The sequence below is a fragment of the Streptomyces sp. NPDC039423 genome (assembly GCF_055598725.1).
Window position 1 is genome coordinate 259,117 of record NZ_JBVKAH010000007.1, and the last position, 24,441, is coordinate 283,557.

Annotated in this window: 23 protein-coding genes and 1 pseudogene; 20 read left to right on the top strand and 4 right to left on the bottom strand. The window is 71.9% G+C overall.

Annotated elements, in window-relative coordinates:
* Window positions 1-71: 71 nt before the first annotated feature.
* From pgsA to ACZ7LK_RS23580, 15 genes are all read left to right on the top strand, one after another.
* Window positions 72-824, top strand: coding sequence for a phosphatidylinositol phosphate synthase (gene pgsA / locus ACZ7LK_RS23510; RefSeq protein WP_469462296.1), 753 nt, complete (start codon window positions 72-74; stop codon window positions 822-824).
* The gene (locus ACZ7LK_RS23515) at window positions 821-1,735 is read left to right on the top strand and encodes a phosphatidylinositol mannoside acyltransferase (protein WP_471143102.1); all 915 of its coding nucleotides are present in this window, start codon (window positions 821-823) and stop codon (window positions 1,733-1,735) included. Before pgsA ends, ACZ7LK_RS23515 begins: the two co-directional genes overlap by 4 nt.
* A complete protein-coding gene (locus tag ACZ7LK_RS23520) occupies window positions 1,732-2,892 on the top strand; it encodes a glycosyltransferase family 4 protein (protein WP_471143104.1) in 1,161 nt (386 codons plus the stop codon). Before ACZ7LK_RS23515 ends, ACZ7LK_RS23520 begins: the two co-directional genes overlap by 4 nt.
* Before the next feature lie 187 nt (window positions 2,893-3,079).
* The gene (locus tag ACZ7LK_RS23525) at window positions 3,080-3,628 is read left to right on the top strand and encodes a LemA family protein (RefSeq protein WP_392275934.1); all 549 of its coding nucleotides are present in this window, start codon (window positions 3,080-3,082) and stop codon (window positions 3,626-3,628) included.
* Window positions 3,629-3,737: 109 nt separating this feature from the next.
* Window positions 3,738-4,646 (top strand): pyridoxal 5'-phosphate synthase lyase subunit PdxS, encoded by a 909-nt coding sequence (pdxS, locus tag ACZ7LK_RS23530; protein WP_073758122.1) that lies wholly within the window; start codon window positions 3,738-3,740, stop codon window positions 4,644-4,646.
* Window positions 4,646-5,236, top strand: a complete 591-nt coding sequence (gene pdxT / locus ACZ7LK_RS23535; protein ID WP_392275935.1) for a pyridoxal 5'-phosphate synthase glutaminase subunit PdxT — start codon at window positions 4,646-4,648, stop codon at window positions 5,234-5,236. The genes pdxS and pdxT overlap by 1 nt, the downstream gene beginning before the upstream one ends.
* 62 nt (window positions 5,237-5,298) lie before the next feature.
* On the top strand, window positions 5,299-6,051 hold the full coding sequence (locus ACZ7LK_RS23540) for a YebC/PmpR family DNA-binding transcriptional regulator (protein ID WP_392275936.1): 753 nt from the start codon (window positions 5,299-5,301) through the stop codon (window positions 6,049-6,051).
* A 109-nt stretch (window positions 6,052-6,160) separates the two neighbouring features.
* Window positions 6,161-6,694, top strand: coding sequence for a crossover junction endodeoxyribonuclease RuvC (gene ruvC / locus ACZ7LK_RS23545; RefSeq protein ID WP_469462303.1), 534 nt, complete (start codon window positions 6,161-6,163; stop codon window positions 6,692-6,694).
* The gene (gene ruvA / locus ACZ7LK_RS23550) at window positions 6,691-7,308 is read left to right on the top strand and encodes a Holliday junction branch migration protein RuvA (RefSeq protein ID WP_392275938.1); all 618 of its coding nucleotides are present in this window, start codon (window positions 6,691-6,693) and stop codon (window positions 7,306-7,308) included. Before ruvC ends, ruvA begins: the two co-directional genes overlap by 4 nt.
* Before the next feature lie 124 nt (window positions 7,309-7,432).
* The gene (gene ruvB, locus ACZ7LK_RS23555; protein WP_392275939.1) at window positions 7,433-8,515 is read left to right on the top strand and encodes a Holliday junction branch migration DNA helicase RuvB; all 1,083 of its coding nucleotides are present in this window, start codon (window positions 7,433-7,435) and stop codon (window positions 8,513-8,515) included.
* 166 nt (window positions 8,516-8,681) lie between these two features.
* Complete coding sequence (gene yajC, locus ACZ7LK_RS23560) at window positions 8,682-9,167, top strand: preprotein translocase subunit YajC (RefSeq protein WP_392275940.1); 486 nt, start codon at window positions 8,682-8,684, stop codon at window positions 9,165-9,167.
* Window positions 9,168-9,308: 141 nt separating this feature from the next.
* Window positions 9,309-11,075 carry a protein translocase subunit SecD gene (gene secD / locus ACZ7LK_RS23565; protein ID WP_392275941.1) on the top strand — a complete coding sequence of 589 codons (1,767 nt, stop codon included), beginning with the start codon at window positions 9,309-9,311 and terminating at the stop codon, window positions 11,073-11,075.
* A 1-nt stretch (window position 11,076) separates the two neighbouring features.
* Window positions 11,077-12,180, top strand: coding sequence for a protein translocase subunit SecF (secF, locus tag ACZ7LK_RS23570; protein WP_392275942.1), 1,104 nt, complete (start codon window positions 11,077-11,079; stop codon window positions 12,178-12,180).
* Window positions 12,177-12,719 (top strand): adenine phosphoribosyltransferase, encoded by a 543-nt coding sequence (locus tag ACZ7LK_RS23575; protein WP_392275943.1) that lies wholly within the window; start codon window positions 12,177-12,179, stop codon window positions 12,717-12,719. The genes secF and ACZ7LK_RS23575 overlap by 4 nt, the downstream gene beginning before the upstream one ends.
* Before the next feature lie 188 nt (window positions 12,720-12,907).
* Window positions 12,908-15,406: a RelA/SpoT family protein gene (locus ACZ7LK_RS23580; protein ID WP_471143112.1), complete on the top strand. Its 2,499-nt coding sequence runs from the start codon at window positions 12,908-12,910 to the stop codon at window positions 15,404-15,406.
* Window positions 15,407-15,470: 64 nt separating this feature from the next.
* On the opposite strand, the gene ACZ7LK_RS23585 is transcribed toward ACZ7LK_RS23580, so the two are convergent.
* Together ACZ7LK_RS23585 and ACZ7LK_RS23590 are read right to left on the bottom strand one after the other, a co-directional pair.
* A complete protein-coding gene (locus ACZ7LK_RS23585) occupies window positions 15,471-16,700 on the bottom strand; it encodes a DUF349 domain-containing protein (protein WP_392275945.1) in 1,230 nt (409 codons plus the stop codon).
* Window positions 16,701-16,920: 220 nt separating this feature from the next.
* Complete coding sequence (locus ACZ7LK_RS23590) at window positions 16,921-17,709, bottom strand: peptidylprolyl isomerase (protein ID WP_392275946.1); 789 nt, start codon at window positions 17,707-17,709, stop codon at window positions 16,921-16,923.
* 153 nt (window positions 17,710-17,862) lie between these two features.
* On the opposite strand from ACZ7LK_RS23590, the gene ACZ7LK_RS23595 reads away from it, so the two are divergent.
* The 4 genes from ACZ7LK_RS23595 to ACZ7LK_RS23610 all read left to right on the top strand — a co-directional run bounded on the left by ACZ7LK_RS23595 (window position 17,863) and on the right by ACZ7LK_RS23610 (window position 21,984).
* On the top strand, window positions 17,863-18,570 hold the full coding sequence (locus ACZ7LK_RS23595; protein ID WP_392275947.1) for an MBL fold metallo-hydrolase: 708 nt from the start codon (window positions 17,863-17,865) through the stop codon (window positions 18,568-18,570).
* A 13-nt stretch (window positions 18,571-18,583) separates the two neighbouring features.
* Window positions 18,584-19,846 (top strand): histidine--tRNA ligase, encoded by a 1,263-nt coding sequence (gene hisS / locus ACZ7LK_RS23600; RefSeq protein WP_471143116.1) that lies wholly within the window; start codon window positions 18,584-18,586, stop codon window positions 19,844-19,846.
* 124 nt (window positions 19,847-19,970) lie between these two features.
* Entirely contained in the window at window positions 19,971-20,594 is a 624-nt protein-coding gene (locus ACZ7LK_RS23605; RefSeq protein ID WP_392275949.1) for a vitamin K epoxide reductase family protein, read from the top strand.
* A gap of 31 nt (window positions 20,595-20,625) precedes the next feature.
* Complete coding sequence (locus tag ACZ7LK_RS23610) at window positions 20,626-21,984, top strand: replication-associated recombination protein A (RefSeq protein ID WP_392275950.1); 1,359 nt, start codon at window positions 20,626-20,628, stop codon at window positions 21,982-21,984.
* A 31-nt stretch (window positions 21,985-22,015) separates the two neighbouring features.
* Here the strand turns inward: ACZ7LK_RS23610 and ACZ7LK_RS23615 are convergent, their stop codons facing one another.
* A complete protein-coding gene (locus ACZ7LK_RS23615; RefSeq protein WP_392275951.1) occupies window positions 22,016-22,696 on the bottom strand; it encodes a DUF2470 domain-containing protein in 681 nt (226 codons plus the stop codon).
* Window positions 22,697-22,889: 193 nt separating this feature from the next.
* On the opposite strand from ACZ7LK_RS23615, the gene rpsD reads away from it, so the two are divergent.
* Complete coding sequence (rpsD, locus tag ACZ7LK_RS23620; RefSeq protein WP_126884528.1) at window positions 22,890-23,504, top strand: 30S ribosomal protein S4; 615 nt, start codon at window positions 22,890-22,892, stop codon at window positions 23,502-23,504.
* Window positions 23,505-23,878: 374 nt separating this feature from the next.
* On the opposite strand, the pseudogene ACZ7LK_RS23625 reads toward rpsD, so the two are convergent.
* Window positions 23,879-24,352, bottom strand: a pseudogene (locus ACZ7LK_RS23625) (winged helix-turn-helix domain-containing protein); the annotation flags it as partial.
* Window positions 24,353-24,441: the final 89 nt, after the last annotated feature.

Below are 24,441 nucleotides of genomic sequence, written 5' to 3' on the forward strand. Positions count from 1 at the left end.
GCCCCGCGTGGCTACGATGGGCCAGCCGGTGGCCGTAGGGGCCGCGCGGCCCACCGACCCTCGGGAAGGCCATGCTGAACAAGTACGCGCGTGCTTTCTTCACGCGTGTTCTCACGCCGTTCGCCGCGTTTCTGCTCCGCCGCGGGGTGAGCCCCGACGCCGTCACGCTCATCGGCACGGCCGGCGTGGTGGCGGGCGCGCTGGTCTTCTTCCCCAGGGGCGAGTTCTTCTGGGGCACGATCGTCATCACCCTGTTCGTGTTCTCCGACCTGGTCGACGGGAACATGGCCCGCCAGGCCGGTGTCTCCAGCCGCTGGGGCGCCTTCCTGGACTCGACCCTGGACCGGGTCGCAGACGGGGCGATCTTCGGGGGCTTCGCCCTGTGGTACGCGGGCGGCGGCGACGACAACGTGCTGTGCGCGGTGGCGATCTTCTGCCTGGCGAGCGGCCAGGTCGTGTCGTACACCAAGGCGCGCGGCGAGTCGATCGGCCTGCCGGTGGCCGTCAACGGGCTGGTCGAGCGAGCGGAACGGCTCGTGGTCTCGCTGGTGGCCGCGGGTCTCGCCGGACTCCACGGGTTCGGGGTGCCGGGCATCCAGGTGCTGCTGCCGATCGCCCTCTGGCTGGTGGCCGTGGGCAGCGCGGTGACGCTGGGGCAGCGGGTGGTGACGGTACGGCGCGAAGCGGCCGAGGCGGACGCGGCGGTGGGTACCGGTGGTGCTGCTGGTACCGGTGGTGCTGCTGGTACCGGTGGTGCGGGGGCGCCCGGCGACGCTTCGGGTGCTTCGGGCGCTTCGGGTGCGAGGGGGAGTGAGGCGACATGAGCGCTGTGGGTGAGCGGGTGACCGACGCGCTGTACGGGCTCGGCTGGTCGGCCGTGAAGAAGCTGCCCGAGCCGGTGGCGGCCGGGCTCGGCCGGCGCATCGCCGACACCGCGTGGAAGCGGCGCGGCAAGGGCGTGCTGCGCCTGGAGTCCAACCTCGCGCGCGTGGTGCCCGACGCCTCCCCGGCGCGGCTCGCCGAGCTGTCGCGGGCCGGGATGCGCTCGTACATGCGCTACTGGATGGAGTCGTTCCGGCTGCCCGCGTGGAGCGCGGAGCGCGTCGGGGAATCCGTCGACGTGAAGGACGTGCACCAGCTCACCGACGGCCTCGCCGCCGGCCGGGGCGTGATCCTGGCGCTGCCCCACCTGGCCAACTGGGACCTCGCCGGCGTGTGGGTCACGCGGGCGCTGGGCGTGCCGTTCACGACGGTCGCCGAGCGGCTGAAGCCCGAGACGCTGTACGACCGGTTCGTCGCGTACCGGGAGTCGCTGGGCATGGAGGTCCTGCCGCACACCGGCGGCTCGGCGTTCGGGACGCTGGCGCGGCGGCTGCGGGCGGGCGGGCTGGTCTGCCTGGTCGCCGACCGTGACCTGTCGACGTCGGGCGTCGAGGTGAAGTTCTTCGGCGAGACGGCGCGGATGCCGGCCGGGCCGGCGATGCTGGCCCAGCAGACCGGCGCGCTGCTGCTGCCGGTGACGCTCTGGTACGACGGGTCGCCGGTCATGAAGGGGCGGGTGCACGCGCCCGTCGACGTCCCCGAGACGGGTACGCGCGCCGAGAAGACGTCCTCCATGACACAGGCGCTGGCCGACGCCTTCGCCACCGGAATCGCCGACCACCCGGAGGACTGGCACATGTTGCAGCGGCTGTGGCTCGCCGACCTGGATCCCGCGAAGGGGCCCGGCGCGTGAGGATCGGCATCGTCTGCCCGTACTCCTGGGACGTGCCGGGCGGCGTCCAGTTCCACATCCGGGACCTCGCCGAGCATCTGATCCGGCTCGGCCACGAGGTGTCGGTGCTGGCCCCCGCCGACGACGGGACGCCGCTGCCGCCGTACGTCGTCTCGGCGGGGCGCGCGGTCCCCGTGCCGTACAACGGCTCGGTGGCCCGGCTGAACTTCGGCTTCCTGTCGGCGGCCCGGGTGCGGCGATGGCTGCACGACGGCACGTTCGACGTCATCCACATCCACGAGCCGGCGTCGCCGTCCCTGGGGCTGCTGTCCTGCTGGGCGGCGCAGGGGCCGATCGTGGCGACCTTCCACACGTCCAACCCGCGGTCGCGGGCGATGATCGCCGCGTACCCGATCCTCCAGCCCGCGCTGGAGAAGATCAGCGCCCGGATCGCGGTCAGCGAGTACGCGCGCCGGACCCTCGTCGAGCACCTGGGCGGCGACGCCGTCGTCATCCCCAACGGCGTCGACGTCGATTTCTTCGCCAAGGCGGAACCGAAGGCGGAGTGGCGCGGCGGGACCCTCGGGTTCATCGGGCGGATCGACGAGCCCCGCAAGGGACTGCCCGTGCTGATGAAGGCCTTCCCCAAGATCCTTGCCGCCTGCCCCGACACCCGGCTGCTCGTCGCGGGCCGGGGCGACGAGGAGGAGGCCGTCGCGTCCCTGCCGGCCGACATGCGCTCGCGGGTCGAGTTCCTCGGCATGGTCAGCGACGAGGACAAGGCGCGGCTGCTGCGCAGCGTGGACGTGTACGTCGCGCCCAACACGGGCGGCGAGAGCTTCGGCATCATCCTGGTCGAGGCCCTGTCGGCGGGCGCCCCGGTGCTGGCCAGCGACCTCGACGCGTTCGCCCAGGTCCTGGACCAGGGCGCGGCGGGCGAGCTGTTCGCCAACGAGGACGCGGACGCGCTGGCGAAGGCCGCCGTCCGCCTGCTCGGCGACCCGGACCGGCGCGAGGAGCTGCGGGAGCGGGGCAGCGCCCATGTCCGCCGCTTCGACTGGTCGACCGTCGGCGCGGACATCCTCGCGGTGTACGAGACGGTCACGGACGGCGCGGCGTCGGTCGCCACCGACGAGCGCCTCGGCCTCCGCGCCCGCTGGGGCCTGGCCCGCGACTGACCCGGCGGGCCGTGGCCGTGACGCCGTACGAGCACCCGGCCCGTGCCCGGCCGTCCGGACGCGGGCCGGAGCCGCACCCGGCCGCCCGGACGCCGGCCCCTGCCCGGCCGCCCGGACCCGTCCCCTGCCCGCCGGGCCGCGGCGTACCGCGGGCCGTCCGGTGGCGGGGTGCCGGTAGCCTTCCGCCGTGATCGAAACCCTCATCTGGATCGTCGTCGGCCTGGTGGCCATCGGCCTGTACCTGAGCTGGACCGCCGGGCGGCTCGACCGGCTGCACGCCCGGATCGACGCGGCCCGGGCGGCGCTCGACGCCCAGCTCCTGCGCCGCGCCTCGGTGGCCCAGGAACTGGCCACCTCGGGCGTGCTCGACCCGGCGGCGTCGATCGTGCTGTACGAGGCCGCCCACGCCGCCCGGCAGGCCGAGGAGGAGCAGCGGGAGGTCGCCGAGAGCGAGCTGAGCCAGGCGCTGCGCGCGGTGTTCGGCGAGCCGGAGCAGATGGAGGCGGTACGGGAGGCCCCGGGCGGCGAGGAGGCGGCCGGCGAGCTCGCGGCGGCGGTGCGCCGGGTGCCGATGGCCCGCCGGTTCCACAACGACGCCGTACGGGCGGCGCGGGCGCTGCGCCGGCACCGCAAGGTGCGCTGGTTCCGGCTGGCCGGGCACGCCCCGTTCCCGATGGCGTTCGAGATGGACGACGAGCCGCCGGTGGCCCTCGCGGACCGGCCCGGGAGCGGCTGAGCCCGGCAAAACGAGCCACCGGCTCACCATTGGCCCTTGATGTGGACTGGGTGGCCCCGGTTTCCTCGGTGTAGCTGAAACCGCCCCGTTTCCCGAGTGAGGTCCATCCGTGTCCAGCACCACCACCCCGCAGTCCCCCGAGACCGGCACCGCCCGCGTCAAGCGCGGCATGGCCGAGCAGCTCAAGGGCGGCGTGATCATGGACGTGGTCAACGCCGAGCAGGCCAAGATCGCCGAGGACGCCGGCGCCGTCGCCGTCATGGCCCTGGAGCGGGTCCCGGCCGACATCCGCAAGGACGGCGGTGTGGCCCGGATGTCCGACCCGAACATGATCGAGGAGATCATCGACGCGGTCTCCATCCCGGTCATGGCCAAGTCCCGCATCGGTCACTTCGTCGAGGCCCAGGTCCTCCAGTCCCTCGGCGTGGACTACATCGACGAGTCCGAGGTCCTCACCCCGGCCGACGAGGTCAACCACTCCGACAAGTGGGCCTTCACCACCCCCTTCGTCTGCGGTGCCACCAACCTGGGCGAGGCCCTGCGCCGCATCGCCGAGGGCGCGGCCATGATCCGCTCCAAGGGCGAGGCCGGCACCGGCAACGTCGTCGAGGCCGTCCGCCACCTGCGCCAGATCAAGAACGAGATCGCCAAGCTGCGCGGCTTCGACAACAACGAGCTGTACGCCGCCGCCAAGGAGCTGCGCGCCCCCTACGAGCTCGTCAAGGAGGTCAGCGAGCTCGGCAAGCTGCCGGTCGTGCTGTTCTCCGCCGGTGGCGTGGCCACCCCGGCCGACGCCGCGCTGATGCGCCAGCTCGGCGCCGAGGGCGTCTTCGTCGGCTCCGGCATCTTCAAGTCCGGCGACCCGGCCAAGCGCGCCGCCGCCATCGTCAAGGCCACCACCTTCTACGACGACCCGAAGATCATCGCCGACGCCTCCCGCAACCTGGGCGAGGCCATGGTCGGCATCAACTGCGACACCCTCCCCGAGGCCGAGCGCTACGCGAACCGGGGCTGGTGATGACCACTCCGCTCATCGGGGTCCTGGCCCTCCAGGGCGACGTACGTGAGCACCTGATCGCCCTGGCCGCGGCGGACGCCGTGGCCAGGCCGGTCCGGCGTCCCGAGGAGCTCGCCGAGGTGGACGGCCTGGTCATCCCCGGCGGCGAGTCCACCACCATCTCCAAGCTCGCCGACCTGTTCGGCCTCATGGAGCCGCTGCGCGAGCGCATCGGGGCGGGCATGCCCGTCTACGGCACCTGCGCCGGCCTGATCATGCTCGCCGACAAGATCCTCGACCCGCGCTCGGGCCAGGAGACGCTCGGCGGCATCGACATGATCGTCCGCCGCAACGCCTTCGGGCGCCAGAACGAGTCCTTCGAGGCGGCCGTCGAGGTCGCGGGCGTCGAGGGCGGTCCGGTGGAGGGCGTCTTCATCCGGGCCCCCTGGGTCGAGTCGGTCGGCGCCCGGGCCGAGGTCGTCGCCGAGCACGACGGCCACATCGTCGCCGTACGGCAGGGCAATGCCCTCGCCACGTCGTTCCACCCGGAACTGACCGGCGACCACCGCGTGCACGCCCTGTTCGTCGACATGGTGCGCGCCGCGGCCTGACCCGCTCCCGGTAGGATCTCCGGGGTCAGTTCAGAAATTGGTTACGCGAAGGAGACAGGCAGATGTCCGGCCACTCTAAATGGGCTACGACGAAGCACAAGAAGGCCGTGATCGATGCCAAGCGCGGCAAGCTCTTCGCGAAGCTGATCAAGAACATCGAGGTCGCGGCCCGCACCGGCGGCGCCGACCCCGACGGTAACCCCACGCTCTTCGACGCCATCCAGAAGGCGAAGAAGAGCTCGGTCCCGAACAAGAACATCGACTCCGCGGTCAAGCGCGGCGCCGGCCTGGAGGCCGGTGGCGCCGACTACGAGACGATCATGTACGAGGGTTACGGCCCGAACGGTGTCGCGGTGCTCATCGAGTGCCTCACCGACAACCGCAACCGCGCCGCCTCCGACGTCCGTGTCGCCATGACCCGCAACGGCGGCTCGATGGCCGACCCGGGCTCGGTGTCGTACCTGTTCAACCGCAAGGGCGTCGTCATCGTCCCCAAGGGCGAGCTGTCCGAGGACGACGTGCTCGGCGCCGTCCTGGACGCGGGCGCCGAGGAGGTCAACGACCTCGGCGAGACCTTCGAGGTCATCAGCGAGGCCACCGACCTGGTCGCGGTCCGCACCGCCCTCCAGGAGGCCGGCATCGACTACGACTCGGCCGACGCCAACTTCGTCCCGACCATGCAGGTCGAGCTGGACGAGGAGGGCGCCCGCAAGATCTTCAAGCTGATCGACGCGCTCGAGGACAGCGACGACGTGCAGAACGTCTTCGCCAACTTCGACGTCTCCGACGACGTCATGGCGAAGGTCGACGCCTGACCCACGCACGGGTGACGGGCCGGCAGGGGACACACCCCTCGCCGGCCCGTCCCGTTGTCGGTGCCACCCGATAGCCTGCACGAACAGGTTGACGAAGAAGGGGGGCGGCGTGCGCGTTCTCGGGGTGGACCCGGGGCTGACCCGGTGCGGTGTCGGGGTCGTCGAAGGCGTCGCCGGGCGCCCGCTGACCATGCTCGGCGTCGGCGTCGTGCGTACGCCCGCGGACGCGGAGACGGGGCACCGCCTCGTCGCCATCGAGCGCGGCATAGAGGAGTGGCTCGATGAGCACCGGCCGGAACGGGTCGCCGTGGAGCGGGTGTTCAGCCAGCACAATGTGCGTACGGTGATGGGTACGGCCCAGGCCAGCGCCGTCGCCATCCTGTGCGCCTCGCGCCGGGGGATCCCCGTCGCCCTGCACACCCCCAGCGAGGTCAAGGCCGCCGTCACCGGCAGCGGCCGCGCCGACAAGGCCCAGGTCGGAGCGATGGTCACCCGGCTGCTCCGGCTGGACGCCCCGCCCAGGCCGGCCGACGCCGCCGACGCGCTCGCCCTCGCCATCTGCCACATCTGGCGCGCCCCCGCCCAGAACCGCCTCCAGCAGGCGGTCGCCGCACACCACGCAAGGAAAGGCCCCACCGCATGATCGCCTTTGTCTCCGGCCCGGTCGCCGCGCTCGCCCCGACCACCGCCGTGATCGAGGTCGGCGGCATCGGCATGGCCGTCCAGTGCGCCCCGAACACCCTGTCCGGGCTGAAGGTCGGTCAGGAGGCCCGGCTGGCCACGTCGTTGGTGGTCCGGGAGGACTCCCTGACGCTGTACGGCTTCGCGGACGACGACGAGCGCCAGGTCTTCGAGCTGCTCCAGACCGCCAGCGGGGTCGGCCCGCGCCTGGCCCAGGCCATGCTCGCCGTGCACTCCCCGGACGCGCTGCGCGTCGCGGTCGCGTCCGGCGACGAGAAGGCGCTCACCGCGGTGCCGGGCATCGGGAAGAAGGGCGCGCAGAAGCTGCTGCTGGAGCTGAAGGACCGGCTCGGCGAACCGGTCGGCGCCCACATCGGCCGGCAGGGCGTCGGCACCGCGGGCCCCGCGCCCTGGCGCGACCAGCTCCACGCCGCGCTGATCGGCCTGGGGTACGCCGGCCGCGAGGCCGACGACGCGGTGGCGGCGGTCGCCCCGCAGGCCGAGGCCGCCGGCGACGTACCCCCGATCGGGCAGCTCCTGAAGGCCGCCCTCCAGACCCTGAACCGCACCCGATGACCCCGCTCGCCACCGCCACCGGACCCACCGGCCCCGCCGCGCATCCCGCGCCCCACCGGGGACCGGTGCCGCCGGCCGACCACCCGTGCGGCTCCGCCGCCATGACCACACGAGGCAATCCGCAGTGAACTGGGACGACGACACCAGCACGCCGGCCGCCGACGCCGCGGCCGACCGGCTCGTCGGGGCGTCCGCCGACGGGGAGGACCAGGCCGTCGAGGCGGCCCTGCGCCCCAAGTCGCTGGACGAGTTCGTGGGCCAGGAGCGGGTGCGCGAGCAGCTCGACCTGGTGCTCAAGGCCGCCCTCGCCCGGGGCGCCACCGCCGACCACGTCCTGCTCTCCGGCGCCCCCGGCCTCGGCAAGACCACCCTCTCCATGATCATCGCGGCCGAGATGGGCGCCCCCATCCGCATCACCTCCGGCCCCGCGATCCAGCACGCCGGCGACCTCGCCGCGATCCTCTCCTCCCTCCAGGAGGGAGAGGTCCTCTTCCTCGACGAGATCCACCGGATGTCCCGGCCCGCCGAGGAGATGCTCTACATGGCCATGGAGGACTTCCGCGTCGACGTCATCGTCGGCAAGGGCCCCGGCGCCACAGCCATCCCGCTGGAGCTGCCGCCCTTCACCCTGGTCGGCGCCACCACCCGGGCCGGCCTGCTGCCGCCCCCGCTGCGGGACCGCTTCGGCTTCACCGCCCACATGGAGTTCTACGCGCCGGCCGAGCTGGAGCGCGTCATCCACCGCTCCGCCCAGCTCCTGGACGTCGGGATCGACACCGACGGCGCCGCCGAGATCGCCGGCCGCTCCCGCGGCACGCCCCGTATCGCCAACCGCCTGCTGCGCCGGGTCCGCGACTACGCCCAGGTCAAGGCGGACGGCATGATCAACCGCGACATCGCCGCCACCGCCCTCAAGGTGTACGAGGTGGACGACCGGGGCCTGGACCGGCTCGACCGGGCCGTGCTGGAAGCCCTGCTCAAGCTGTTCGGCGGCGGGCCGGTCGGCCTGTCCACCCTCGCCGTCGCCGTGGGCGAGGAGCGCGAGACCGTCGAGGAGGTCGCCGAGCCCTTCCTCGTACGGGAGGGTCTGCTGGCCCGTACGCCCCGCGGCCGGGTCGCCACCCCGGCGGCGTGGGCGCACCTCGGGCTGCTGCCCCCGCAGGCCGGCGGCCCGGGCGGCGGACAACAGGGCCTGTTCGGGGTGTGACGGCGAGGGGACTCGCCGGGCCAGGAACCGCGGTGCCATGCTGGGCGTTGTTCCATCGATGCGGACTCGCCTAGACTCCGCCGATGCCGACCCTTCAGGCCGGCGTACCCACCCCCGAAGATCAGGCCGCGGTTGCCCCGCGACCGTGCGAAGGATTTGTCGTCCCGTGAGTATCGTGACTCTCCTGCCGTTCATCGTCCTCATCGGGGCCATGTTCCTGATGACCCGCTCTGCCAAGAAGAAGCAGCAGCAGGCGGTGGAAATGCGCAACCAGATGCAGCCCGGAACCGGCGTACGGACGATCGGGGGGATGTACGCCACTGTCAAGGAGGTCGGCGAGGACACGGTCCTCCTGGAGGTCGCTCCAGGAGTCCACGCCGTGTACGCCAAGAACGCCGTCGGCGCCGTGCTCGACGACGAGGAGTACAACCGCATCGTGCACGGTGACGGTGACCTGAAGACCGACGCCGCCGTCGTGCCGGACGACGCCTCGTCGCTCACCGGAGCCGGATCCACCGACGCCGCGGCCGCCGACGACGACGCCCGGATCGACCTGGGCAAGAAGGACGCGGCCGACGACGGCGCGACCGCCCCGCGGGCCGAGGACGCCAAGGCCGACGAGAAGAACGACGGCGGCACCGACGCGAAGTAGGGCCGTGCCGACGGACCGCGGCGCCCACCGGCGTGCGCGGTCCGTTCCGTGCCGACACACACGGGGGATTCCCCACACCACTTCGTGGCCGCCTCGACGCTCACCCGGCGTAGCGGCGGTTGGACAGGGAGAAACGAGAAGGTGGCAGCACCCAAGAAGGGCCGAGGGCCGGCATCGGGGGGGCAGGGCAAGCCGGGGCGCGCCCTGGCCGCGATCCTGATCGTCATGGCCGCGCTGACCGGCGGCATGTTCTGGTCGGGGCACACCACGCCGCGCCTGGGCATCGACCTCGCCGGCGGTACGACGATCACCCTCAAGGCCGAGGCGGAGCCCGGCCAGGAGAGCGCGGTCAACGAGACCAACATGAACACCGCGGTCGGGATCATCGAGCGCCGTGTGAACGGCTTGGGCGTGACCGAGTCCGAGGTCCAGACCCAGGGCCGCGAGAACATCATCGTCAACATCCCCAAGGGGACGAACTCGCAGCAGGCCCGGGAGCAGGTGGGCACCACCGCCCAGCTCTACTTCCGCCCCGTCATCACCGTCGCCCCCGGCGGCCCGGTGAAGCCGGACCCCTCGACGAGCCCCAAGCCGTCGACGAGCCCCAAGCCCAGCGCCTCGCCCTCCGGCAAGGGCGGCCAGGACGAGGTGACCGCTCCGTCCCCCAAGCCGAGCGCCACCGCGCAGGGCCGTGCCGTCACCGACGCGCTCAAGGCGCCGACGCCGGCGCCCAGCGGCTCCGCCTCCGGCAAGCCGAAGACGCCCGAAAGCCCCAAGCCGACGCCGTCCGGTGACGCCGCGGCCGCCGAGAAGCTCCAGGCCCAGTTCATCGCGCTCGACTGCACGGACCGCAAGGCCCGGGTCGCGGCCGGCGAGCACGCCAAGCCCAGCGACACGACCATCGGCTGTGGCAAGAACGGCATCGGCGAGTGGGAGAAGTACATCCTCGGCCCGGCCGAGGTGGACGGCAAGGACGTCGACGACGCCCAGGCGGCCATCAACCAGCAGAACGGTCAGTGGATCGTTCAGATGGAGTTCACCGACAAGGGCTCCAAGAAGTTCCAGAAGATCACGAGCCGGCTCTCGCAGCAGCAGCCGCCGATGAACCAGTTCGCCATCGTCCTCGACGGCGAGGTCGTCTCCGCGCCCTCCGTCCGCACGACGCTGAGCGCCAACGCCGAGATCTCCGGCAGCTTCGACCAGCAGTCCGCCCAGGACCTGGGCAACATCCTCAGCTACGGCGCGCTGCCGCTGAGCTTCGAGGAGCAGAGCGTCACCACCGTCTCCGCCGCCCTCGGCGGCGAGCAGCTCAAGGCCGGTCTCATCGCCGGTGCCATCGGTCTGGCACTCGTCGTGATCTACCTGCTGGTCTACTACCGGGGCCTGTCCGTCGTCGCCCTGCTCAGCCTGCTGGCCTCGGCGATCCTCACGTACACCCTGATGGCGCTGCTCGGCCCGGCCATCGGCTTCGCGCTGAACCTGCCGGCCGTCTGCGGTGCGATCGTCGCGATCGGTATCACCGCGGACTCCTTCATCGTGTACTTCGAGCGCATCCGCGACGAGATCCGCGAGGGGCGGACGCTCCGCCCGGCCGTCGAGCGGGCCTGGCCGCGTGCCCGGCGCACCATCCTGGTCTCCGACTTCGTGTCGTTCCTGGCCGCCGCCGTGCTCTTCATCGTCACCGTCGGCAAGGTGCAGGGCTTCGCGTTCACGCTGGGCCTGACCACGCTGCTGGACGTCGTGGTCGTCTTCTTCTTCACCAAGCCGGTCATGACGCTCCTCGCCCGCACGAAGTTCTTCGCCGGCGGGCACCCCTGGTCCGGTCTGGACCCGAAGCGGCTCGGGGCGAAGCCCCCGCTGCGCCGCTCGCGCCGTCTGTCCGCCCCCATCGACCCGAAGGAGGCGTGAGATGTCGCGTCTCGGCAGCATCGGCGCCAGGCTGTACCGCGGCGAGGTCGGCTACGACTTCGTCGGCAAGCGGATGATCTGGTACGGCGTCTCCATCCTGATCACCATCACCGCCGTCGTGGGCCTGGCGGTGCAGGGCCTCAACATGGGCATCGAGTTCAAGGGCGGTGCCGTCTTCAACACCCCGAAGACGAGCGCCTCCGTCGCCCAGGCCCAGGAGTACGCGGAGGAGGCCTCCGGCCACGCCGCGATCGTCCAGAAGCTCGGCAACGGCACCCTGCGCATCCAGGTCAGCGAGCTCAACACCGGCCAGGCCGACCGGGTGGCCGCCGAACTGGCCGAGGACCTGAACCTCCCCGCGGACAAGATCGACCGCGAGCTGGTCGGCCCGAGCTGGGGCGAGCAGATCGCCAACAAGGCCTGGACCGGCCTCGGCGTCTTCATGATCCTCGTGGTGGTCTACCTGGCCATCGCCTTCGAGTGGCGCATGGCGCTGGCCGCGCTGATCGCCCTGGTCCACGACCTGACGATCACCGTCGGCATCTACGCCCTGGTGGGCTTCGAGGTCACCCCGGGCACCGTGATCGGTCTGCTCACCATCCTCGGTTACTCCCTCTACGACACCGTCGTCGTCTTCGACGGTCTGAAGGAGGCGTCGAAGGACATCACCAAGCAGACCCGCTGGACCTACAGCGAGATCGCCAACCGCAGCCTCAACGGCACCCTGGTCCGCTCCATCAACACCACCATCGTGGCGCTGCTGCCGGTCGCCGGCCTGCTGTTCATCGGCGGCGGCTTCCTCGGCGCGGGCATGCTCAACGACATCTCGCTGTCGCTGTTCGTGGGTCTCGCCGCGGGCGCGTACTCGTCGATCTTCATCGCCACGCCGCTCGTCGCCGACCTCAAGGAACGCGACCCGCAGATGAAGGCGCTGAAGAAGCGGGTCCTCGCCAAGCGCGCCCAGGCCGCCCAGAAGGGCGAGCCCCTGGACGCGGGGGACACCGGGACCGACGACCGGGACGACGAGCCGCAGGACGCCGCCCCGGCCGGAGCGGTGGTCGGCCAGCGCCGCCAGCCCACCCGGGGGCGGGGCAAGCGCCGATGACCGTCACCACACGGGAGCTGCTGCTCAGCCGCATCCGGGACGTCCCGGACCACCCCATCGCGGGGGTGACGTTCAAGGACATCACGCCGCTCCTGGCGGACCCGGAGGCGTTCGCCGCCCTGACCGGGGCGCTGGCCGAGCTGTGCGTCCGGCACGGCGCGACCAAGATCGTCGGCCTGGAGGCGCGCGGGTTCATCCTGGCCGCCCCGGTGGCCGTCTCCGCGAAGCTCGGCTTCGTCCCCGTCCGCAAGGCGGGCAAGCTGCCCGGCGCGACACTGAGCCAGGCGTACGAGCTGGAGTACGGCACCGCGGAGATCGAGGTCCACGCCGAGGACCTGGCCCCCGGTGACCGGGTCATGGTCATCGACGACGTTCTCGCCACCGGCGGCACCGCCGAGGCCTCGCTGGAGCTCATCCGGCGGGCCGGCGCGGAGGTCGCGGGCGTCGCCGTCCTCATGGAACTCGGGTTCCTGGGCGGTCGCGCCCGGCTGGAGCGGAGCCTGGCCGGCGCCCCGCTGGAGTCGCTGATCACGCTCTGACCAGCACGCACACGGCACCACGACGGGCACCCGGAACACCGGGTGCCCGTTTCGTGTGCGCGTCCGGGGCTCCCGGCGCCCCGGCCCGGACCGGTCCCGTCCCGTCCGAGGGGGAACGGCTCGCCCGGGGTCAGTACCATGGGATTCCGGGCCTGACCGGGGGACCCGGACCCGCACGAGGAGCGCTCTTGCCAGACGAGGCCCAGCCACTCTCCGCCGCGAAGCCCGACCAGCAGGCCGACAAGGCCGCGGCGCCCCCAGCCACGCCCCCCGACGAGGCCGCGCGCGGCGAGGCGGCGGCGGACGCGCGGAAGGCCGCGCCGCAGCGCGCCCAGGGCCCCGCCCCCGTCTCGGCCCCCAAGCCCACGCCGCCCGCCGTCGCCCGCTCCGGCGGCTCCTCCAATCGCGTGCGCGCCCGCCTCGCCCGGCTCGGCGTCCAGCGCTCGTCGCCGTACAACCCGGTCCTGGAGCCGCTGCTGCGCATAGTCCGCGGCAACGACCCGAAGATCGAGACGTCGACCCTCCGCCAGATCGAGAGCGCCTACCAGGTCGCCGAGCGCTGGCACCGCGGCCAGAAGCGCAAGAGCGGCGACCCGTACATCACGCACCCGCTGGCCGTCACCACCATCCTCGCCGAGCTCGGCATGGACCCGGCCACGCTGATGGCGGGCCTCCTCCACGACACCGTCGAGGACACCGAGTACGGCCTGGAGCAGCTCCGCAAGGACTTCGGCGACCAGGTCGCCCTCCTCGTCGACGGCGTCACCAAGCTCGACAAGGTCAAGTTCGGCGAGGCCGCCCAGGCCGAGACGGTCCGCAAGATGGTCGTCGCCATGGCCAAGGACCCGCGTGTCCTGGTCATCAAGCTCGCCGACCGGCTGCACAACATGCGCACCATGCGCTACCTCAAGCGGGAGAAGCAGGAGAAGAAGGCCCGCGAGACCCTCGAGATCTACGCGCCGCTGGCCCACCGGCTGGGCATGAACACCATCAAGTGGGAGCTGGAGGACCTCGCCTTCGCGATCCTCTACCCCAAGATGTACGACGAGATCGTCCGCCTCGTCGCCGAGCGCGCCCCCAAGCGGGACGAGTACCTCGCCATAGTGACCGACGAGGTCCAGGCCGACCTCCGCGCCGCCCGCATCAAGGCCACCGTCACCGGCCGGCCCAAGCACTACTACAGCGTCTACCAGAAGATGATCGTCCGCGGCCGTGACTTCGCGGAGATCTACGACCTGGTCGGCATCCGCGTCCTCGTCGACACCGTCCGCGACTGCTACGCCGCACTCGGCACCGTCCACGCGCGGTGGAACCCGGTCCCCGGCCGGTTCAAGGACTACATCGCGATGCCGAAGTTCAACATGTACCAGTCGCTGCACACGACGGTCATCGGACCCAACGGCAAGCCCGTCGAGCTCCAGATCCGCACCTTCGACATGCACCGCCGCGCCGAGTACGGCATCGCCGCGCACTGGAAGTACAAGCAGGAAGCCGTCGCCGGTGCCTCCAAGGTGCGTACCGACGTCCCCAAGCGGGCCGGCGGCAAGGACGACCACATCAACGACATGGCGTGGCTGCGCCAGCTCCTCGACTGGCAGAAGGAGACCGAGGACCCCAGCGAGTTCCTGGAGTCACTGCGCTTCGACCTGTCCCGCAACGAGGTCTTCGTCTTCACCCCGAAGGGTGACGTCATAGCGCTCCCCGCGGGCGCCACCCCGGTGGACTTCGCGTACGCCGTCCACACCGAGGTCGGCCACCGCACCATAGGGGCGCGGGTCAACGGACGGCTCGTCCCGCTGGAATCGACCCTCGACAACGGCGACCTGGTGGAGGTCTTCACCTCCAAGGCCGCCGGCGCCGGCCCCTCCCGCGACTGGCTCGGCTTCGTCAAGTCGCCGCGCGCCCGCAACAAGATCCGCGCCTGGTTCTCCAAGGAGCGCCGCGACGAGGCGATCGAGCAGGGCAAGGACGCCATCGCGCGCGCGATGCGCAAGCAGAACCTGCCGATCCAGCGCATCCTCACCGGCGACTCGCTGGTCACCCTCGCGCACGAGATGCGCTACCCCGACATCTCGTCGCTGTACGCGGCGATCGGCGAGGGCCATGTCGCCGCCCAGGGCGTCGTGCAGAAGCTGGTGCAGGCCCTCGGCGGCGAGGAGGCCGCCAGCGAGGACATCGCCGAGTCCGCCCCGCCGTCGCGCGGCCGCGGCAAGCGGCGCGCCAAGGCCGACCCGGGCGTGGTGGTCAAGGGCGTCGAGGACGTGTGGGTCAAGCTCGCCCGCTGCTGCACGCCGGTACCGGGCGACCCGATCATCGGCTTCGTCACCCGCGGCAGTGGCGTATCGGTTCACCGCGCCGACTGCGTCAACGTGGACTCGCTGTCGCAGCAGCCCGAGCGGATCCTCGACGTCGAATGGGCGCCCACCCAGTCCTCGGTCTTCCTGGTCGCCATCCAGGTCGAGGCGCTGGACCGCTCCCGGCTGCTGTCGGACGTCACCCGGGTGCTGTCCGACCAGCACGTCAACATCTTGTCGGCGGCCGTCCAGACGTCCCGCGACCGGGTGGCCACCTCCCGCTTCACCTTCGAGATGGGCGACCCCAAGCACCTCGGGCACGTCCTCAAGGCGGTCAGGGGCGTGGAGGGCGTGTACGACGTGTACCGCGTGACCTCGGCCCGCCGACCGTAACCGGACAGCGAAAGGGGCCTCCCCCGCCGGGGAGGCCTCTTTCTCGTACGCGCGGTACGCGCGGTCAGCCGCCGAACTCCTGGAGACCCTTCAGGGCCTGGTCCAGCAGCGCCTGCCGGCCCTCCAGCTCACGCGCCAGCTTGTCCGCCTTGGCGTCGTTGCCGGCCGCACGGGCGGCGTCGATCTGCTTCTGGAGCTTGTCGACCGCGTCCTGGAGCTGGCCCGTCAGACCCGCCGCACGCGCGCGTGCCTCCGGGTTGGTCCGGCGCCACTCGGTCTCCTCGGCCTCCTGGATCGCCCGCTCGACGGTGTGCATCCGGCCCTCGACCTTGGGACGGGCGTCGCGCGGTACGTGCCCGATCGCCTCCCACCGCTCGTTGATGGCCCGGAAGGCCGCACGGGCCGCCTTCAGGTCCGTCACCGGCAGCAGCTTCTCGGCCTCGCCGGCGAGCTCCTCCTTCAGCTTGAGGTTCTCCGCCTGCTCGGCGTCACGCTCCGCGAAGACTTCGCTGCGGGCCGCGAAGAAGACGTCCTGGGCACCGCGGAAACGGTTCCACAGATCGTCCTCGTGCTCCCGCTGGGCCCGGCCCGCCGCCTTCCACTCCGCCATCAGCTCGCGGTAGCGGGCGGCCGTCACGCCCCAGTCGGTGGAGCCGGACAGTGCCTCGGCCTCCGCGACCAGGCGCTCCTTGACCTTGCGGGCCTCCTCGCGCTGCGCGTCCAGCGACGCGAAGTGCGCCTTGCGCCGCTTGGAGAACGCCGACCGGGCGTGCGAGAAGCGGTGCCACAGCTCGTCGTCGGACTTCCGGTCGAGCCGGGGGAGGCCCTTCCAGGTGTCCACCAGCGCCCGCAGCCGCTCACCCGCGGCCCGCCACTGCTCGCTCTGCGCCAGCTCCTCCGCCTCGGCGACCAGCGCCTCCTTGGCGTGCCGCGCCTCGTCGGTCTGCTTGGCCTTCTGGGCCTTGCGCTCCTCGCGCCGCGCCTCCACGGTCTCGACCAGCTTGTCGAGCCGCTTGCGCAGCGCCTCGAGGTCGCCGACGGCGTGGTGCTCGTCCACCTGATGACGGATGTGGTCGATCGCGGCCGTCGCGTCCTTGGCCGACAGGTCGGTGGTCTTCACCCGCTTCTCGAGGAGGCCGATCTCGACAACCAAGCCCTCGTACTTGCGCTCGAAGTAGGCCAGTGCCTCCTCGGGAGATCCGGCCTGCCACGATCCGACGACCTGCTCGCCGTCGGCTGTACGCACGTACACGGTGCCCGTCTCGTCGACGCGGCCCCACGGGTCGCTGCTCACAGCGCCTCCTCCACATGATGCCGACGAGGGCGGTCACCCCCGGGCATCGTCCACAGTTCCCTGACGGGCCTCGCCCGCCCTCCACAACGCGACATTCGAACCGCGCTGCACAACGCCAATCTAGGCGACCGGCCGCCCGGCTGTCCGCTCTCAGCGCGACCGAATTCGGTGGTTCACGCCCTGGGTACGCCGTAGGTCACGCTGTGCGTCACGCCGCGGCTCACGCCTTGCCGACGACCGCCTTCTGGAGGGTGACGGCCTTCTTGGGCGCACCGTCCGTCGCGCCGCCCTCGACCCCGCCCTCCGCGATGTCCTGGACGACCTTCAGGCCGGCCGCGTCCATCGTTCCGAAGGGTGTGAACTGCGGGGGCAGCTTGGTGTCCTTGTAGACCAGGAAGAACTGGCTGCCGCCGGTGTTCGGCTGCATGGTGTTGGCCATCGCCACCGTCCCGGCTTTGAAGGTCACCTTGCCGTCCGCGCCCGGCTTGCCCAGCGAGGCGAGGTTCTCGTCCGGGAGGGTGTAGCCCGGGCCTCCGGTGCCGTCGCCCTTGGGGTCGCCGCACTGGAGCACGAAGATGCCCTGCGTGGTGAGCCGGTGGCACGTCGTGCCGTCGAAGTACTTCTTGTCCGCGAGGTGCTTGAACGAGTTCACCGTGCGCGGTGTCTTCGACGCGTCCATGGTGATCGACACGGCACCGTGGTTGGTGGTGAGCGCCATCGTGTACGCCGCCTTGGCGTCGACGCTCATCTTCGGCTCGTCGGCCTTCGGCTCCGGCGAGGACTCGGCGCCCGGCGACGAGGAGGGGAACTCGATGGGCTTCTTCGCGTCGGCGGATTCGGTGCGGAAGTTCGTGTAGGCCCCGGCTCCCGCCACCAGCGCCACGGCCACCGCGGCCACGACGATCCGGGTGCGGCGCCTGGCCCTCTTCTGGGCCTCCTCCCGGCGCCTCTGCTGCCGCTCGAACTTCTCCCGGGCGAGCTGGCGCCGCCGCTGATCGCTGGTGACCACCGGGTCTTCTCCTTGTCGGTCGTCTGTTCCTGTCCTGGCCGAGTGTGCCCGTACCGTATACGGGTTGGCTGTGGATTGAGCAGCGCCGGTAGGCTCTGATCTGCTGCATTCCTTTACCGGACGACGCGTGCCGGACGACCCTTAAGGACGATCGTGCTCATTGCCGGGTTCCCCGCCGGGGCCTGGGGGACCAACTGCTACCTGGTCGCCCCCGCCGCCGGCGAGGAGTGCGTGATCATCGACCCGGGCCACCAGGCCACCCAGGGGGTCGAGGAGACGCTCAAGAAGCATCGGCTCAAGCCCGTGGCCGTCGTCCTGACCCACGGCCACATCGATCACGTCGCCTCCGTCGTCCCGGTCTGCGGCGCCCATGACGTACCCGCCTGGATCCACCCGGCCGACCGGTACATGATGAGCGACCCGGAGAAGGCCCTCGGCCGCTCCATCGGCATGCCGCTCATGGGCGAGCTGACCGTGGGGGAGCCGGACGACGTCCACGAGCTGACCGACGGGTCGAAGCTGAGCCTCGCCGGCCTGGAGCTCACCGTGGCGCACGCGCCCGGCCATACCAAGGGGTCGGTGACCTTCGGGATGCCCGAGGCCGCGGACGTCCCGCCGGTCTTCTTCTCGGGCGACCTGCTCTTCGCCGGCTCCATCGGACGCACCGACCTGCCCGGCGGTGACATGGACGAGATGCTCGCGTCGCTGGCCCGCGTGTGCCTGCCGCTCGACGACTCGACCGTGGTGCTGTCCGGCCACGGCCCCCAGACGACCATCGGCCGCGAGCGCGCCACCAACCCGTACCTGCGCGAGGTGGCGGCCGGCCAGGGAGCGTCCCCCGCTCCCCGACGAGGAATGTGACGAGAGAAGCCCCGTGAGTACCTTCCAGGCCCCCAAGGGCACCTACGACCTGCTGCCGCCGAATTCCGCGACGTACCTCGCCGTCCGCGAGGCGATCTCCGCGCCGCTGCGGAACTCCGGCTACGGGTACGTCGAGACCCCCGGCTTCGAGAACGTCGAACTGTTCGCGCGCGGTGTCGGCGAGTCCACCGACATCGTCACCAAGGAGATGTACGCCTTCGAGACCAAGGGCGGCGACAGGCTCGCGCTGCGCCCCGAGGGCACCGCGTCCGTGGTGCGCGCGGCGCTCCAGGCCAACCTGCACAAGCAGGGCAACCTCCCCGTCAAGCTCTGGTACTCCGGCTCGTACTACCGCTACGAGAAGCCTCAGGCGGGCCGCTACCGGCACTTCTCGCAGGTGGGCGCCGAGGCGATCGGGGCCGAGGACCCCGCGCTGGACGCCGAGCTGATCATCCTGGCCGACCAGGCGTACCGCTCGCTCGGCCTGCGGAACTTCCGCATCCTGCTGAACTCGCTGGGCGACAAGGAGTGCCGCCCCGTCTACCGCGAGGCCCTCCAGGGCTTCCTGCGCGGCCTCGACCTCGACGAGGACACCCGCCGCCGCGTCGACATCAACCCCCTGCGGGTCCTCGACGACAAGCGCCCCGACGTCCGCAAGCAGCTCGTGGGCGCGCCGCTGCTGCGCGACCACCTGTGCGAGGCCTGCACGGCGTACCACTCCGAGGTGCGCGAGCTGCTGACGGCGGCCGGGGTGGCCTTCGAGGACGACGAGAAGCTGGTGCGCGGCCTGGACTACTACACGCGCACCACCTTCGAGTTCGTCCACGACGGCCTGGGCGCGCAGTCCGCGGTGGGCGGCGGCGGCCGCTACGACGGCCTGTCCGAGATGATCGGCGGCCCCGCCCTGCCGTCGGTGGGCTGGGCGCTCGGCGTGGACCGCACGGTGCTGGCGCTGGAGGCCGAGGGCGTCACCCTCGACCTGCCCGCCACCACCAGCGTCTTCGCGGTCCCGATCGGCGAGGACGCCCGGCGCCGGCTGTTCGGCGTGGTCACCGGCCTGCGCAAGGCGGGGGTGGCGACGGACTTCGCGTACGGCGGCAAGGGCCTCAAGGCGGCGATGAAGGCCGCCAACCGCAGTGGTGCCCGGTACGCCCTCGTCCTGGGCGAGCGGGACCTCGCCGAGGGCGTGGCGCAGCTCAAGGACATGGAGACCGGCGAGCAGGAGCCGGTCGCGCTCGACGGACTCGTCGAGAAGCTGGGCGCGCGCCTGGCCTGACGCCTTCCGGACACCCCGGCCCCCGGCCGGGGTGTCCTTATGTCCCGCGAACGGCGGACGGGCGCCCGTGTACGGCAGAATGACCACTGCCTCATGCACCGACCGAGTGAGGGAACGGCCCACCATGACGACGACAGCGGTTGACGAAGCGTCCTCCGGCCCCGGCACGACGTCCGTGGGGGCGGGGCGGGCGTTCGCGTGGATGCTGGTGGTCACGGGGGCGGCGGGACTGCTGGCGGCGTGGGTGATCACGCTGGACAAGTTCAAGCTGCTTCAGGACCCGGACTTCACCCCGGGGTGCAGCCTGAACCCGGTCGTCTCGTGCGGCAGCATCATGAAGAGCGAGCAGGCCTCGGTCTTCGGCTTCCCCAACCCGATGCTGGGCCTGGTCGCCTACGGCATGGTCGTCGCCATCGGTGCCGGGCTGCTGGCCGGCGCCCGCTACCGGCGCTGGTACTGGCTGGGCCTGAACGCCGGAACGCTGTTCGGCACCGGCTTCTGCATGTGGCTGATGTACCAGTCGCTGTACGAGATCAACGCGCTGTGCCTGTGGTGCTCGCTGGCCTGGGCCGCCACCCTCACCATGTTCTGGTACGTCACCTCGCACAACGTCCGCGCGGGCCTGCTGCCCGCCCCCCGCCCGGTGCGCACGTTCCTCGACGAGTTCACCTGGGTCCTGCCCGTCCTGCACATCGGGATCATCGGCATGCTGGTCCTCACCCGCTGGTGGGACTTCTGGACCGGCTGACGTGTCAGTGGCCTGACATAGGCTTCACGGTGTGGAGCCCGACCTCTTTACCGCCGCAGCCGAGGAACGCCAGGAGAAGGACCCGTCCAGCAGCCCCCTGGCCGTCCGGATGCGTCCGCGCACCCTCGACGAAGTCGTCGGCCAGCAGCACCTGCTGAAGCCCGGATCCCCCTTGCGCCGACTGGTCGGCGAGGGCGCGGGCGGGCCCGCCGGAGCGTCCTCCGTGATCCTCTGGGGCCCGCCCGGCACCGGTAAGACGACCCTTGCGTACGTCGTCTCCAAGGCGACCAACAAGCGGTTCGTGGAGCTGTCCGCGATCACGGCGGGCGTCAAGGAGGTCCGGGCGGTCATCGACGGCGCCCGGCGGGCGGCCGGCGGTTTCGGCAAGGAGACGGTGCTCTTCCTCGACGAGATCCACCGCTTCAGCAAGGCTCAGCAGGACTCGCTGCTCCCGGCCGTGGAGAACCGCTGGGTCACCCTCATCGCCGCCACCACCGAGAACCCGTACTTCTCGGTGATCTCCCCGCTGCTGTCGCGCTCGCTGCTCCTCACCCTGGAGCCGCTCACCGACACCGACGTGCGGGGACTGCTGGAGCGCGCGCTCACCGACGAGCGCGGTCTGGGCGGCGCGGTGACCCTGCCGGACGACGCGGTGGCGCACCTGCTGCGCATCGCGGGCGGTGACGCCCGCCGGGCGCTGACCGCCCTGGAGGCGGCGGCCGGAGCGGCCCTCGCCAAGGGCGAACCGGAGATCACCCTCGCCACCCTCGAGGAGACGGTGGACCGTGCCGCGGTGACGTACGACCGGGACGGCGACCAGCACTACGACGTGGCCAGCGCCCTGATCAAGTCCATCCGGGGCTCCGACGTCGACGCGGCCCTGCACTACCTGGCGCGGATGATCGAGGCCGGTGAGGACCCCCGCTTCATCGCCCGCCGTCTGATGATCTCCGCCAGTGAGGACATCGGGCTCGCGGACCCCACCGCGCTTCCCCTCGCGGTCGCGGCCGCCCAGGCGGTCGCCATGATCGGCTTCCCGGAGGCGGCCCTCACCCTCAGCCACGCCACGATCGCCCTCGCCCTGGCCCCCAAGTCGAACGCCGCGACCACCGCGATCAGCGCCGCCCGGGCGGACGTGCGCAACGGCCTGGCCGGCCCCGTCCCGCCCCATCTGCGCGACGGCCACTACAAGGGCGCCGCCAAGCTCGGCCACGCCCAGGGGTACGTGTACCCGCACGACGTCCCGGGCGGCATCGCGGCCCAGCAGTACGCGCCGGACGAGATCCACGGCAGGCGCTACTACGAACCCACGCGGTACGGCGCGGAGGCGCGGTACGCGGACGTGGTGGAGAAGGTGCGGGAGCGGCTCCGCGGCGAGGGAACGCCCTAGGGGGTGTCCGGCCGACGGCGTCCCGCACGCCCTAGCCGGCCGCTTCGAACAGCGCGCGCATCGCCCGCCGCAGCCCGTGGACGTCCCGCACGGGTTCGGGGAAGTCGAAGCGGGCGTCGAAGCAGCCCCCCGTCTCCTCCCGGCACCGCACCCGCAGTCCGAACCGGTCCAGCGCGAGCGGCACCACGCGCCGGACGCCGGCCCGCCGTCCGAGCAGTGCGCCCAGGCCCTGGACGTGGTCGTCGTGGGCGGCGGCGAGGTGCTGGAGCACCTCGGTCTCGTACGCGATGAGCGGGTCCGGCTCGGCCCGGGCGAACTCCTCGGCGCCCACCGCGGCGTCGCCCCACAGGTCGTCGACGTACAGCTCGCCGACCTCCAGGCGCAGTGTCGTCGTCCCGGGCTCCCCGTGGCCGGGCGCGCACGTCAGCCATCCGGAGGCCCAGGCCCGGCCGCGCACACGGTTGGGGACGGCGACCGGGGCGACGTCCGTGAGCTCCAGCACGGCCGGCAGGTCGTGGTCCTGGGCGTGCGTGGCGGCCCGCACGGCCGGGGATGCGGCCGGGAACAGCAGGTGGACCGCCCCGTCGGGTCCCACCGAGCGCGCGCCCGGCATCAGCTCGTCGGGCCGGGCCTCGTCCGCCCCCGGGAGGATGAGCACCGCGGAGCATGTACTCTGTACGAGAGTTCGTGTGCGCTCGGCTGCTGACGGCATCCGCGCGATTTCAAGCCCGCTGGGACGCGGCTGACCATGAGCTGATCGGACCTCCGTCACATCGGCGCTCTGCGAAGCAGGAGCGTCGCTCTTTGTGCTGCTGTCTGTGATGCGCGTGGTGTTCCCAGGGCTCGACATGCGATCTCCTTGATTAAGGTAAGCCTAACCTAACCTATTCGGAGGTCTGGAGAACGTGCCTAACCAGTCGCGTCCCAAGGTCAAGAAGTCCCGTGCGCTCGGTATCGCGCTGACGCCGAAGGCCGTCAAGTACTTCGAGGCCCGCCCCTACCCGCCGGGCGAGCACGGCCGTGGCCGCAAGCAGAACTCGGACTACAAGGTCCGTCTGCTCGAGAAGCAGCGTCTGCGTGCGCAGTACGACATCAGCGAGCGCCAGATGGCGCGCGCCTACGACCGCGCCAAGAAGGCCGAGGGCAAGACGGGCGAGGCGCTGGTCGTCGAGCTGGAGCGTCGTCTCGACGCCCTGGTCCTGCGTTCGGGCATCGCCCGCACCATCTACCAGGCCCGCCAGATGGTCGTCCACGGCCACATCGAGGTCAACGGTGGCAAGGTCGACAAGCCGTCGTTCCGCGTCCGTCCCGACGACGTCGTGATGGTCCGCGAGCGCAGCCGCAGCAAGAGCCTGTTCCAGGTGGCCCGTGAGGGTGGCTTCGCCCCCGACGGCGAGACCCCCCGCTACCTCCAGGTCAACCTGAAGGCCCTGGCCTTCCGCCTGGACCGCGAGCCGAACCGCAAGGAAATCCCGGTCATCTGCGACGAGCAGCTGGTCGTCGAGTACTACGCCCGCTGACCCGGGTGTAACGCTCACGCGTGCACCGAGCCCGCCGTTCCCTCCGGGGAGCGGCGGGCTCCGGCGTTTCCGCCCGCGATCGCCGGCCGGACGGGGGGGGCGGACGGCGGGCCGCGCGGGCTCGTTTCCGCACGCGGCCGCGGCAGGCCCGGCCGGCGCCCTCACGGCCGCCGGTCCCGAGGCGCCGGGCCCGGAGGCGCCCCGCCCGGAGGCCTCCCGCCTCCGACGCACCCGCAGCGGCCCGCACGGCACGCCGCCGCCCCGCCGCCCTCCGGGGCACCCGCGCAGGGCCGGCCCGACAGCGCGCGCTCCACCGCCGCGTCCAGCGACAGCGCCCCGCCCTCCGCCACGTACGCCCGGAACCGCTCCGCGCCCAGCTTCGCGGCCAGGTGCTGCGCCAGGTGCGCCTCGTCCGGCACCTCCAGGCACAGCTCCAGGGCGGCCCGCAGATCGGGCGGCGCGCCGTCGGCGCAGGCCGCCACCTCGGCCTGGCGCGGGCTGAACCACTCCACCTCGCACCAGGTGGCCAGGCCCATGTACCAGTCACGGTGCCGCCGCCGCATCCGCTCCTCGTCGCCCAGCGCGGCCAGCCACTGGGCGCCGTACGCCCGGACGGTGTCCAGCAGCCGGTAGCGCATGCCCGCGGGGGTCTCCTCCCGCAGCACCACGGACTGGCCCACCAGACCGCCGAGGGTGAGCGCCAGCCGGGTCTTGCCCACCCCTCCCACGCCGGTCACCGTGACGAGCCGGAACCGGGCCAGCAACCGCTCCACTTCGGCGAGTTCGCCCTCACGTCCGACGAACCGGTTCAGCTCCGCCGGAAGACAACCCCGTCGCTTGGAACACATGGAACACGGAGCGTCCTCAGAGGAACGCGCTGCGTACAATCGGACCGCACAACTCCGGCTCCGGACGCCCCTAATGCGGTACGGGGAGC